We start from the raw sequence: 11606 nt of genomic DNA, 5'->3' as shown, positions 1-11606 counted from the left end.
AGTCAATGCGTCGCCAGCGTCGCCGACGATGACGGCGCGCTGGCGACGCATTGACTTACGCGGTGTTGAACGACGCGTTCCGCGAACTGGTCGCGGGGGCCGAATTGCTGGCTCTCGCCACTAACCGGACATTTCGCGATGCCGATGGCGCGCTCAGCCTCGATGCCGGGCCATTTGTCGCCGCACTGGAGTTTGCCTCGCTGAAACGCGCGACCGTTCTCGGCAAGCCGTCACCGGCATTCTTTCTCTCGGCGCTGGCCTCGATGAATTGTCCGCCGGAACAGGCGATCATGGTTGGCGACGACGCCGAGGCCGACATAGCCGGCGCGCTCCGCGCGGGGCTTTCGGGCGCCTTGCTGGTGCGCACCGGCAAATATCGCCGCGGCGACGAGAAGCGGTTCGATCCGCCGCCGACCGCGACCGTCGCCGACCTCGCGGCTGCGGCCGATTGGATCATCGCGCGATCCAGTCCGACCTGAAAACGAGGCTCCGTGACCGCAGGACGCGCCAGTTTGTCCACATGTACATCCCACGCATAGTCGGCTCTGGAATTTCAACCGCAAATCACGCTATGATGCCAGCGGCATTCACCGGGACGGCTTCGCGCCCCCTCGAATGCCGGGAGGACGGGACATGGCCATTGCGCTTGTACTCGTTTTGGTTGTTGTGGGCTCTGTGGTGTTTCACTTCCTGAGCCCATGGTGGTGGACGCCGATTGCCTCGAACTGGGACTATATCGACAACACCATCATCATAACCTTCTGGATCACCGGCGTCGTCTTCGCCGCCGTGGTGCTTTTCATGGCCTATTGCGTGTTCCGCTTCCGCCACCGGGAAGGCAACCGCGCCGCCTATGAACCGGAGAACAAGCGCCTCGAATGGTGGCTGACGGTCGTCACGGGAGTGGGTGTTACCGCCCTTCTGGTGCCCGGCCTGTTCGTCTGGAGCCGCTTCGTCACTGTCCCGAGCGACGCGACCGAGGTCGAAGTCATCGGCCAGCAATGGCAATGGAGCTTCCGCTTGCCCGGCAAGGACGGCAAGCTCGGCACCTCTGACACTCGCGACATAACGGCTGAAAATCCGCTCGGCGTCATCCCCGGCGATCCCAACGGCCAGGACGATGTCGTGGTCGAGGCGGCCGATCTGCACCTGCCGATCGGCAAGCCGGTCAAGATGGTGCTGCGCTCGGTCGACGTGCTGCACGATTTCTACATCCCGGAATTCCGCGCCAAGATGGACATGATCCCGGGCTCAGTCACCTATTTCTGGTTCACCCCGACCAGGACCGGAACCTTCCAGGTCCTGTGCGCGGAACTCTGCGGCCAGGGTCACCCGCTGATGCATGGCGTGGTCATGGTCGATACCGAACAGGACTACCTGGCCTGGCTCGGCCAGCAGCAGACTTTCGCGCAACTGTCGGCGCCCCAGAAGACGGGCTCGGCCGACCAGGCGACGGCGTCTGGTCTGGACGTTGCGGCAAAACTCGAAACTGTCGAGGCACGCTGAACAGGGCACGGAGGTGCCGCCATGGTCGATATCACGCCTGCAGATGCCGTACCGCCGGCCGAAGTCGCGGAAATGGAACTTTACCATCCGCACAGCTGGTGGACGAAATACGTCTTCTCGCAGGACGCCAAGGTCATCGCCATCCAGTATTCGGCGACGGCGACGGCGATCGGCTTCGTGGCGCTGATGCTGTCCTGGCTGATGCGGCTGCAGCTTGGCTTCCCCGGCACGTTCGACTTCATCACCCCCGAGGCCTATTACCAGTTCATCACCATGCACGGCATGATCATGGTGATCTACCTGCTCACCGCGCTCTTCCTAGGCGGCTTCGGCAATTACCTGATCCCGCTTATGGTCGGCGCGCGCGACATGGTGTTTCCCTATGTCAACATGCTGAGCTACTGGATCTACCTGCTCGCCGTGCTGGTCCTGGTGTCGAGCTTCTTCGCGCCCGGCGGACCGACCGGCGCCGGCTGGACGCTGTACCCGCCGCAGGCCATCATGACCGGCACGCCCGGCGGCCAGGACTGGGGCATCATCCTGATGCTCTCCTCACTTATCCTGTTCATCATCGGCTTCACCATGGGCGGCCTGAACTATGTCGTGACCGTGCTGCAGGCGCGCACCCGCGGCATGACGATGATGCGGCTGCCGCTCACCGTCTGGGGCATCTTCACCGCCACCGTGATGGCGCTGCTCGCCTTTCCCGCGCTTTTCGTCGCTTGCGTGATGATGCTGCTCGACCGCGTGCTCGGCACCTCCTTCTTCATGCCGGCGATCGTCGAGATGGGCGAACAACTGCAGCACAATGGCGGCAGCCCGATCCTGTTCCAGCATCTGTTCTGGTTCTTCGGCCACCCCGAGGTTTACATCGTCGCGCTGCCGGCCTTCGGCATCGTCTCCGACCTCATCAGCACCCATGCGCGCAAGAACATTTTTGGCTACCGGATGATGGTCTGGGCCATCGTCGGCATCGGTGCGCTGAGCTTTGTGGTCTGGGCGCACCACATGTATGTCAGCGGCATGCACCCCTATTTCGGTTTCTTCTTCGCCACCACCACGCTGATCATCGCCGTTCCGACCGCCATCAAGGTCTATAACTGGGTGCTGACGCTGTGGCGCGGCGACATCCATCTCACCATACCGATGCTGTTCGCGCTCGCCTTCATCGTCACCTTCGTCAATGGCGGGCTGACCGGGCTGTTCCTCGGCAATGTCGTCGTCGACGTACCGCTGTCGGACACGATGTTCGTCGTCGCCCATTTCCACATGGTCATGGGCGTCGCGCCGATCCTAGTGATCCTGGGCGCGATCTACCATTGGTACCCGAAAGTCACCGGCCGCATGCTCGACGAGACACTCGGCCGCTTCCATTTCTGGGTGACCTTCCTTGGCGCCTATCTGATCTTCTTCCCCATGCACTATCTCGGCCTGATCGGCATTCCGCGGCGCTACGCTGAGCTGACCGACATGACGATAATGACGGAGTCGGCCCATCATCTGAACTCGTTCATCTCGATCATGGCCTTCATCGTCGGCTTCGCCCAGATGGTGTTCCTGTTCAACCTGATCTGGAGCATCCGCAATGGCCGCGAGGCCGGCGGCAATCCTTGGCGGGCGACGACGCTGGAATGGCAGACGCCGGAGACCCCGCCGACCCATGGCAATTTCGGCAAGGAGCTGCCGATTGTCTATCGCTGGGCCTATGACTACAGCGTGCCGGGCGCCAAGGAGGACTTCATTCCGCAGAACGTGCCGGGCAATTTCGGCCTCTCCAAGGAGCCGGCATGAGCGTCATCCTGGTCTTCCTGGCTGTGATCGCCGGTTTCGCCGGCTGGTGGCTCTCGCACCAGCGGCTGACGGCGAAACCATGGTTGGAACAAGGCCCGGCAGGGGATTTCGTCGACCTCGACCGGTCGGCTCTGCCCACCGCCAAGATCGGCCTCGGCGTCTTCCTCGCCGTCGTCGGCTGCCTGTTCTCGCTGTTCACCAGCGCCTATTTCATGCGCATGGGCCTGTCGGATTGGCGGCCGCTGCCACTGCCGCGCCTCCTCTGGCTGAACACCGGCGTGCTGGTGCTGAGCAGCATCGCGCTGCAATGCGCCGTCGCCGCCGCGCGCAAAGGCCAGGTCGACAATGTCCGGCTGGGTCTTGTCACGGCCGGGGTAACAGCGCTTGGCTTCCTCATCGGGCAGCTCGTGGCGTGGCGGCAACTGACCGAGGATGGCTATCTTCTCGCCGCCAACCCGGCCAACAGCTTTTTCTATCTGATCACCGGCATGCACGGCCTGCACATACTGGGGGGTCTGATCGGCCTTGGCAGGACGAGCGCTGGCGCCTGGAACGGCGCTCGGCCGGAGCGGCTGCGCCTCGGCGTCGAGCTCTGCGCCATGTACTGGCATTTCCTGCTTTTCGTCTGGCTCTGCATCTTCGCCCTTCTGGCCGGCTGGGCCGCGACGTTCATCGACATTTGCCGGCAGCTGCTGACCTAGGAGGCAGGCGATGGCTGAGACGACACTGGTGCATAGCGGCCAAACGGAGCCAAGGCCTTCCGGCTGGCAAGGCATTGCCGCTGACTGGGCCTCGGACCAGCGCGCGTTCAAGAACGTGTCCTGGGGCAAGGCCATGATGTGGATCTTCCTGCTCAGCGACACCTTCATCTTCGGCTGCTTCCTGCTCTCCTACATGACCGCGCGCATGTCGACGCGCGTGCCATGGCCCAATCCGAGCGAGGTCTTCGCGTTGCGCATCGGCGGCCAGGAGATTCCGCTGATCCTGATCGCCATCATGACCTTCGTATTGATCTCGAGCAGCGGCACGATGGCCATGGCGGTCAATTTCGGCTACCGCCGCGACCGCCGCAAGACCGCGATCCTGATGCTGTTGACCGCCGCGCTTGGCGCCACCTTCGTCGGCATGCAGGCCTTCGAGTGGACCAAGCTGATCACCGAAGGAGTACGGCCCTGGGGCAATCCCTGGGGCGCCGCGCAATTCGGCTCCTCGTTCTTCATGATCACCGGCTTCCACGGCACCCACGTCACGATCGGCGTGATCTTCCTGATCATCACGGCGCGCAAGGTCTGGCGCGGCGACTACGACATCGGGCGGCCCGGCTTCTTCACAAGCCGCAGGGGCCGCTACGAGAATGTCGAGATCATGGGCCTCTACTGGCACTTCGTCGACCTGGTCTGGGTGTTCATTTTCGCCTTCTTCTATCTTTGGTGAGAAGCAGGCTTTGTTGAGAGGAAGCCATGGCTGAAGCAACCGCAAACGGTCTCGGGCAACACGCACTGCACGCCGACCACGCGCATGACGCTGCGACGGTCGCCGTGGCCGAGGCGCATCAGGAGCATCCGATCAAGCTCTACCTGGTGGTCTGGGTGTGGCTGTTCATCCTCAGCACCTGCTCCTACCTGGTCGACTATTTCGGGCTGCACGGCTATCTCAGATGGTCGCTGATCCTGATCTTCATGATGCTCAAGGCCGGGCTGATCGTCGCCGTCTTCATGCACATGGCCTGGGAAAGGCTGGCGCTGGCCTATGCGATCATCCTGCCGCCGATATTGGTGCTGGTGTTCACGATGATGATGGTCTTCGAGTCCGACTACACGCTTTTCACCCGTGTAACGTTTTTCGGTGCCGGACCCTGACGCACAGCCGGAGTTGCTGGACGGTCGCCTCGCCTTGAAACAATGGATGGCTGAGCCATCTTTGTCGGTATCGGAGACGGTCGAAGACAGCCGTCGTTCCAATTGCATCACAACCTGAAGCAAGGGGAGCCAAAATGACGATCGCGAACAAACTGAAGCATTTCATCGACGGCAAGGGCGTTTCCTATGACACCGTCGAGCATCACCGCACGTCCACCAGCCGGCAGTCCGCCATCGCCGCGCATGTGCCCGGCAGCATCATGGCCAAATCGGTGGTCGTCCACCACGAGCTCGGTTATGCGCTGGCCGTGGTCCCGAGCACGCACAGGATCGAGCTCGGCACGTTGCAAAGCATCATGGATAAGCGTCTCGGGCTTGCTTCCGAGGACGAGGTGGTCTCGCTCTTCGGCGATTGCGACATCGGCGCGGTGCCACCGATCGGCGCCGCCTATGACGTGCCGGTGATCCTCGACGAAAGCCTTGGCAACGCCGACGACATCTATTTCGAAGGCGGCGACCACAGGACGCTCGTTCATGTCAGCGGCAAGGACTTTCGTAACCTGACAACGGATGCGCGCCAGGCCCGCTTCAGCCATCCGGCCTACTGAAGCTAGCTAAATGCATGTCACTCAAAAGTGTGCAGCGGTTTTGGGACAACGACATGCACAGACAAAAGCTTAAAGCGCGTCGCCTGAATCCGTTCAGACGCGACGCGCTTTAAGCCGCGCCGAAACGGCGCGGCCCCAAATCTCAACCTGCCGGTTTGACCGAAGGTGGCGGTTCCACGACCTTGCGATAGACGTGCCAGGTGGCGTGGCCGAGAATCGGCAGCACCACCGCCAGGCCGGCGAAGACCGGGATCGATCCGATGATCAGCGCAACGGCGACGATCAACCCCCAGACCGCCATCACGATCGGGTTCGCCATCACCACGCGCACCGAGGTGTGGATCGCCTCGTACGCGCCGACATCACGATCGAGCAGCAGCGGGAAGGCGACGACCGTGGTGCACAGCACCACCACGGCAAAGACGAAGCCGATGGCATGGCCGAGCACGATCAGCGTCCAGCCGCGCCCGGTGGCAAATATTTCGTTGATGAAGCCGGACAGCGATGCCGGCGGCGTCGGGCCGAAGAGATGCACGTAGAATGCCTGGGCGGTCAGAAGCCAGGCGATGAAGATCGCAAACAGCATGATTCCGACCGCCGCGATCGACGGCAAGGCGGGCGAGTTCTTGACCTCGAAGGCATGGCTCCAGGAGGCATCGAGACCGGCCTCCCGCCGGCGGCTGATTTCGTAGAGGCCGATCGCGGCGAACGGGCCGAGCAGCGCGAAGCCGGAGACCAGCGGAAACAGCAACGGCAACGCGTTGGCGCCCGATGTCCAGGCGGCGAGAACCACGCCGACCAGCGGATAGATCAGGCAGAGAAACACGATATGCGAGGGCTTGACCATAAAATCGTCGACGCCGCGTCTGAGCGCGTCGAAAAGATCGGAAACGCCGATTTTTCGAATTCTCGTATGCTCCAGCGTTTCGCTGGCACCTGCAATAACGTGAAAGCTCGCCATGACCATTCCTCCAGATCAGGTCCGGCGCGGTCGCGGTTTCATGGTGCTATCGTTCTGCGTGATTGGTCACGCAAACCGCAACCTGCACCACAAACACCATACACTTTTGCGCGGGACTTGTCGCCCTTTGTCGGCAAGGGATCCGGGTGGGCCCAAGCACAGGCTGGCTCGAAGATCCTTTTTTCGCTATTCTCCTGCAGGTCGAAGGTGAAGGTCATGGACACTCGGACGCTTCTCATACTCGGCCTTGGGATACTCATTCTGCTGCTGCTCGGATTCTTTGCGCTGCCGGCGTGATGGCTTTGGAAGCAAGGTTCTAGGCGGCCCGCGGGCTGCGGCTGCGAACCTGGCTCATGCCCATCGGGATCAGAGTGAGGCGACCACGCGCGAAACGATCCTGTCGCAGAGCAGCGTGGCGAAAATCGCGAAGAGGTAAGCGATCGAAAAAGCAAACAGCGCCTTTGCCGGCGTCATCTCATTGTCGCGAGCGGCCAGCACCTTCCAGGCACGCCAGATGAAACCGATACCCAGCGCCGCTGCGACGACCCCGTAGTATCCGCTGGCGAATCCGAAAGGCCAGGGCAGCACCCCGATCGGCGCCAGGATGAGCGCGTAGGCGAAGATCTGTCTGCGCGTTGAAGCCTCGCCCGCCACGTTCGGCATCATCGGAATACCGGCGGCGGCGTAGTCGCCGACCTTGAACAAGGCCAGCGCCCAGAAATGCGGCGGCGTCCACAGGAAGATGATCAGGAACAGGATGAGGCTTTCGACACCGACGGCACCGGTGGCGGCCGCCCAGCCGATGACCGGAGGAAGCGCGCCCGCCGCACCGCCGATGACGATGTTCTGCGGCGTCGAACGCTTCAGCCACATCGTGTAGATCACGACGTAAAAGAAGATGGTGAAGGCAAGCAGCAACGCCGCGAGCCAGCCAACCAGCACGCCCAGCGTCATCACTGAGAGCGCCGAAAGCACCAGGCCGAAGCCGAGCGCCTCGCCCGGCGTGACGCGGCCCGAGGGCACCGGCCGCTTCGACGTACGCGTCATCAACGCATCGATATCGGCGTCGTACCACATGTTGAGCGCACCGGCCGCACCTGCCCCGATGGCGATCGCCGCGATCGCGATCACGGCGATGACCGGGTTCATCACGCCGGGCGCCACCATCAAGCCGACGAAAGCAGTGAAGACGGCAAGCGCCATGACGCGCGGTTTGAGCAGCGCGAAGAAATCGGCGGCCGTCGCTTCCGAGAGGCGAATGCCGTTGTCCTCGAGGCGGCTTTCCCTAGTCGACATTGCAGGCGACCACCGATGGAGGCGGGAAGAATACTATTGCGAGAACTGCTTGAGATAGGCGATGACGTTGGCCACGTCCTGGTCGTTCTTGAGACCGGCAAACGCCATCTTGGTCCCTTTGACCATGGCCTTGGGATCGTGAAGATAGGTCGTCAGCGTCGGGTCGTCCCATTTGACGCCGGACTTGCCGGCATCGATCATCGCCTGGGAGTATGCGAAATCAGGGTGCGTGCCCGCCGTGCGGCCAATAACGCCATGCAATGAAGGGCCGATCTTGTTCTTGTCCTCGTCCGCGATGTGGCAGACCTTGCATTTGACGAAAACCTTCTCACCCGCCGCGGCGTCCTGCGCCTGCGAGGGATGGGCGGTGAAGGCTGTTACGGACACGGCTGCAATAAATGCGATGGCGCGCATATGGCACTTCCTCCCTGGTCGTCATCCTGCCTTGGACGATTCACGCAGCCGATCACGTCGGCTTGCGCCCTTTGATGGCAAGTACGGAATATCCGCACTGCCGCAGTGGAATTGCGGCACCTACATACCACGGATTCCGAACGGCGGATAGAAAAAGCCAGAGATTGCGATGGTTTAGGACGCGCTCAGGGTGGATCGGTGTTGCAAGCCCCGGCGATCCTGTCGACCGCCTCGCCAAGTCCGGAAAGGTCGAAATCCGCCTCGCCGCGTCCCGCCAGCAGGCCGAAGCGCCAGGAAAGCAGAAGCCGGCTCGCCGGCACCAGCCGCTTGATGCCATCGGCGCCATCCCTGACCAGCACCTTGCCGCGCGTACCGACGGACCAGCTCTCATCGAATTTGCGGTCGCCGTCGACAGTAACCGACATGGTGATCTTGCGGCTGGCGGACACGGCATCGTTGAGCTGCACCCATTCGCTCCAGTGCGGCTCGCCACCCGGCTGGCAGGCGATGGTCAGCACCGGACTGTAGCCCAGCGCGCCGCCACCGGTGAGAAGCTTGTTGTCGGCATAAAGCGAGGCGGTGACCAGACCGCCATTGCTGGTATCGAAACGCCAATTGTCGAGAGCGGCATCGGCCTCGGCCACGCCGCAGGCAGAGATGAAAGCGAGCGCCGCCGCCACCACGCCGCCCTTTTCGACGAACCGCCTCAACGATGCCTCCAACGCCCTCTGTTTCGCGACACAAGCGCAGATAATCATCAAGGTTTCGTATCGCCAGCCGCGCGCCACCATTCGAGCACGCCGCTGTTGCGCCGAAGCCACAACACCAGGCCTCAACGAAAAAGGCCGCCCGAGGGCGGCCTTTGGCAATTCAAGCCTGGTACGCGCGTTACTCGGCGTCCTTGGCGGCCTTCTTTTTCGGCGCCGCCTTCTTTTTTGGTTCCTCTGCGTCGTCGCCGGCCTTGGCTTCACTTGCCTTGGCTTCGGCCTTCTTCGATGCGGCCTTCTTCGCCGGCTTCGCCTTGGCCACGGTCTCGCTGTCCTCGTCGTCGGCCATCAGTTCTTCCTTGCCGACCTTGACGTCGGTGACGGAGATCTGGCCGAGCAGATGGTCGATCACCTTCTCCTCGAACATCGGCGCGCGCAGCGTGTTCAGCGCGTCCGGGTTGTTGCGGTAGAACTCGAAGGCTTCCTGCTGCTGGTTGGCGGGAAAGCGGCGAACCTGCTCGAACAGGCCGCGCTGCAATTCCTCGTCAGAGACGGTGACGCCGGCCTTCTCGCCGATTTCGGCGAGCACCAGGCCGAGGCGCACGCGGCGCTCCGCCAGGCGCATATATTCCGCGCGCGCCTCTTCTTCCGTCGTCTCTTCGTCGGCGAAGGTGCGGCCGGCGGCTTCCAGATCGCGGTTGACCTGGTTCCAGATGTTGTTGAACTCGGCCTCGACGAGCTTCGAGGGCGCCTCGAACGAATAGGATGCGTCGAGCTGGTCGAGCAGCTGGCGCTTGACCTTCTGGCGCGTCATCGAGCCGAACTGGTTCTCGATCTGGCCGCGCACGATCTCGCGCAGGCGCTCCAGCGATTCCAGGCCGAGGTTCTTGGCCGTCTCGTCATTGATCTCGAGTTCGCCCGGCTTCGCCACTTCCTTGACGGTGACGTCGAAGGTGGCTTCCTTGCCGGCCAGATGCGCAGCCTGGTAGTTTTCCGGGAAGGTGACGGTGACCTGCTTCTCGTCGCCGGCCTTGGCGCCGATCAGCTGGTCCTCGAAGCCCGGGATGAACTCTTTGGAACCCAACACCAGCGGCTGGTCGTTGCCGGCGCCGCCGGAGAACGCCTCGCCACCGATCTTGCCGACATAGTCAATGGTCACGCGGTCGCCTTCGGCTGCCTTGCCGGTCTTCGGCTCATAGCTGCGCGCCGATTCCGCGATGCGCTTGACCTGCTCGTCGATTTCCGTGTCCGGCACATCGAACACCTGGCGTGTCACCTTGATGTCGGAGAAATCCTTGATCTCGATCGCCGGGATGATCTCGTAGTTGAGGCGGAACTCGAAATCGGCGCCGCCGGCCAGGATCTTTTCGGCCTCTTTCTCGTCCTCGGTCATGATCACTTCAGGCTGCATGGCGGCCTTCTCGCCGCGCCCGGTGATGATCGAACGCGTCGAATCGTTGAGGATCTCGTTGACGACCTCGGCCATGAACGACTTGCCGTAGACCTTGCGCAGGTGCTGCACCGGCACTTTGCCGGGGCGGAAGCCATTGATGCGAACCTTGTTGCGGGCATCCGTAAGCCGCGCCATCAGCTTGGCTTCCATGTCACCGGCCGGCACGGTGATCTTGATCTCGCGCTTGAGACCGGAGTTGAGCGTTTCGGTGACCTGCATCATAAAACCTTTGTTCTCACCCATGAGACTGCCAGACGGCCCATGCCGCTTACAGCCTGCCGGTATAGTCTTGCCGGGAATGGCTTTTGGTAACGGAAGCTTGCGGTTTGACCGCTAAAGCGGCTCAAAGCCTTTCCAAACTGCGTTCCAAAATGTGAATAAGTCTTTGTTTTTCCTACTTCTTATCACATTCTGTAGAAGCGGATCGTCGCGTCCCGTCACATTCGACACGCCTTTTGTCACAGGCCAGCTTAATTTTCAACTATCTTCGCATTCAGGCGGTTGAGGGTCATTTTGATCGCGACATTGACAGAATGATGGCTACATGGGATTGCCGGGCGACGCGGGTATGGCGGAATTGGTAGACGCACCAGATTTAGGTTCTGGCGTGAAAACGTGGGGGTTCGAGTCCCTCTACCCGCACCAGCCCATCGGCTGACAAACCGAGTCGCCACGGTCACGTCTCGAAGACCTTGCCGGTGAACCATTCGCTCAATCCCGCCAGTTCAGGACCGAGCACGCGGTCGGCCCCGACCGCCGGTACGATGGTCCTGACGTCGGCAACGAACGGCTGCAGCGCAGGCGGTGCCTCGCGGCCGGTGACGTGAAGGGCCTGCGAGGCGATCATCGCCAGCATCGCCATCGCCGCGTCGAGGCAGCGGCCGGCGGTCGCCTCCTTGGTCCAGGCGAGGAACGCCGTGGTCGCGACATCGTCCTGGCCGGCACCGGCAGATTCCGTTCCTGGGATGAAGGTGCGTTGCGCCGCGAGCTTCGCCTGCTCCAGATAACCGG

12 protein-coding genes, 1 tRNA gene and 1 pseudogene are annotated in these 11606 nt (G+C 62.2%); 8 read left to right on the top strand and 6 right to left on the bottom strand.

The window, feature by feature from the left end; all coding sequences use genetic code 11:
- Nucleotides 1–50 precede the first annotated feature (50 nt).
- The 7 genes from EN745_RS18900 to EN745_RS18870 all read left to right on the top strand — a co-directional run bounded on the left by EN745_RS18900 (nucleotide 51) and on the right by EN745_RS18870 (nucleotide 5764).
- A complete protein-coding gene (locus tag EN745_RS18900) occupies nucleotides 51–479 on the top strand; it encodes an HAD-IA family hydrolase (protein WP_245487766.1) in 429 nt (142 codons plus the stop codon).
- Nucleotides 480–633: 154 nt separating this feature from the next.
- Entirely contained in the window at nucleotides 634–1506 is an 873-nt protein-coding gene (locus EN745_RS18895) for a cytochrome c oxidase subunit II (protein ID WP_126054228.1), read from the top strand.
- Nucleotides 1507–1527: 21 nt separating this feature from the next.
- Nucleotides 1528–3297: a cytochrome c oxidase subunit I gene (gene ctaD, locus EN745_RS18890; RefSeq protein WP_126054227.1), complete on the top strand. Its 1770-nt coding sequence runs from the start codon at nucleotides 1528–1530 to the stop codon at nucleotides 3295–3297.
- On the top strand, nucleotides 3294–3998 hold the full coding sequence (locus EN745_RS18885) for a cytochrome c oxidase subunit 3 (protein WP_127421986.1): 705 nt from the start codon (nucleotides 3294–3296) through the stop codon (nucleotides 3996–3998). Before ctaD ends, EN745_RS18885 begins: the two co-directional genes overlap by 4 nt.
- Before the next feature lie 10 nt (nucleotides 3999–4008).
- The gene (locus EN745_RS18880; protein WP_126054225.1) at nucleotides 4009–4731 is read left to right on the top strand and encodes a heme-copper oxidase subunit III family protein; all 723 of its coding nucleotides are present in this window, start codon (nucleotides 4009–4011) and stop codon (nucleotides 4729–4731) included.
- Nucleotides 4732–4757: 26 nt separating this feature from the next.
- Complete coding sequence (locus EN745_RS18875; RefSeq protein WP_126054224.1) at nucleotides 4758–5156, top strand: cytochrome C oxidase subunit IV family protein; 399 nt, start codon at nucleotides 4758–4760, stop codon at nucleotides 5154–5156.
- Between the two features lie 134 nt (nucleotides 5157–5290).
- Nucleotides 5291–5764 carry an aminoacyl-tRNA deacylase gene (locus tag EN745_RS18870; RefSeq protein ID WP_126054223.1) on the top strand — a complete coding sequence of 158 codons (474 nt, stop codon included), beginning with the start codon at nucleotides 5291–5293 and terminating at the stop codon, nucleotides 5762–5764.
- A gap of 142 nt (nucleotides 5765–5906) precedes the next feature.
- Here EN745_RS18870 and EN745_RS18865 read toward each other — a convergent pair whose 3' ends face one another.
- The 5 genes from EN745_RS18865 to tig all read right to left on the bottom strand — a co-directional run bounded on the left by EN745_RS18865 (nucleotide 5907) and on the right by tig (nucleotide 10814).
- On the bottom strand, nucleotides 5907–6725 hold the full coding sequence (locus tag EN745_RS18865; protein ID WP_126054222.1) for a DUF2189 domain-containing protein: 819 nt from the start codon (nucleotides 6723–6725) through the stop codon (nucleotides 5907–5909).
- 366 nt (nucleotides 6726–7091) lie between these two features.
- Complete coding sequence (locus EN745_RS18860; RefSeq protein ID WP_127421985.1) at nucleotides 7092–8021, bottom strand: heme o synthase; 930 nt, start codon at nucleotides 8019–8021, stop codon at nucleotides 7092–7094.
- Between the two features lie 33 nt (nucleotides 8022–8054).
- On the bottom strand, nucleotides 8055–8435 hold the full coding sequence (locus EN745_RS18855) for a cytochrome c family protein (protein ID WP_126054220.1): 381 nt from the start codon (nucleotides 8433–8435) through the stop codon (nucleotides 8055–8057).
- A gap of 185 nt (nucleotides 8436–8620) precedes the next feature.
- Complete coding sequence (locus tag EN745_RS18850) at nucleotides 8621–9145, bottom strand: hypothetical protein (RefSeq protein WP_127421984.1); 525 nt, start codon at nucleotides 9143–9145, stop codon at nucleotides 8621–8623.
- Between the two features lie 178 nt (nucleotides 9146–9323).
- On the bottom strand, nucleotides 9324–10814 hold the full coding sequence (gene tig, locus EN745_RS18845; protein WP_127421983.1) for a trigger factor: 1491 nt from the start codon (nucleotides 10812–10814) through the stop codon (nucleotides 9324–9326).
- Nucleotides 10815–11157: 343 nt separating this feature from the next.
- Here tig and EN745_RS18840 point away from each other — a divergent pair.
- Nucleotides 11158–11240: transfer RNA gene (locus EN745_RS18840), tRNA-Leu, on the top strand.
- 31 nt (nucleotides 11241–11271) lie between these two features.
- Here the strand turns inward: EN745_RS18840 and EN745_RS18835 are convergent.
- A pseudogene (locus tag EN745_RS18835) lies at nucleotides 11272–11606 on the bottom strand (histidine ammonia-lyase); the annotation flags it as partial.

The sequence above is a fragment of the Mesorhizobium sp. M4A.F.Ca.ET.022.05.2.1 genome (assembly GCF_003998845.1).
Classification (GTDB): Bacteria; Pseudomonadota; Alphaproteobacteria; order Rhizobiales; family Rhizobiaceae; genus Mesorhizobium.
The sequence above is the reverse complement of the archived record's forward strand: the minus strand, read 5'-3'. Positions and strand labels throughout refer to the sequence as shown.

Excerpts from the sequence above, each read along its gene's own strand:
- EN745_RS18895 (WP_126054228.1), top strand. The coding sequence starts at position 634 with ATGGCCATTGCGCTTGTACTCGTTTTGGTTGTTGTGGGCTCTGTGGTG.
- ctaD (WP_126054227.1), top strand. The coding sequence starts at position 1,528 with ATGGTCGATATCACGCCTGCAGATGCCGTACCGCCGGCCGAAGTCGCG.
- EN745_RS18885 (WP_127421986.1), top strand. The coding sequence starts at position 3,294 with ATGAGCGTCATCCTGGTCTTCCTGGCTGTGATCGCCGGTTTCGCCGGC.
- EN745_RS18880 (WP_126054225.1), top strand. The coding sequence starts at position 4,009 with ATGGCTGAGACGACACTGGTGCATAGCGGCCAAACGGAGCCAAGGCCT.
- EN745_RS18875 (WP_126054224.1), top strand. The coding sequence starts at position 4,758 with ATGGCTGAAGCAACCGCAAACGGTCTCGGGCAACACGCACTGCACGCC.
- EN745_RS18870 (WP_126054223.1), top strand. The coding sequence starts at position 5,291 with ATGACGATCGCGAACAAACTGAAGCATTTCATCGACGGCAAGGGCGTT.
- EN745_RS18865 (WP_126054222.1), bottom strand. The coding sequence starts at position 6,725 with ATGGCGAGCTTTCACGTTATTGCAGGTGCCAGCGAAACGCTGGAGCAT.
- EN745_RS18860 (WP_127421985.1), bottom strand. The coding sequence starts at position 8,021 with ATGTCGACTAGGGAAAGCCGCCTCGAGGACAACGGCATTCGCCTCTCG.
- EN745_RS18855 (WP_126054220.1), bottom strand. The coding sequence starts at position 8,435 with ATGCGCGCCATCGCATTTATTGCAGCCGTGTCCGTAACAGCCTTCACC.
- tig (WP_127421983.1), bottom strand. The coding sequence starts at position 10,814 with ATGCAGGTCACCGAAACGCTCAACTCCGGTCTCAAGCGCGAGATCAAG.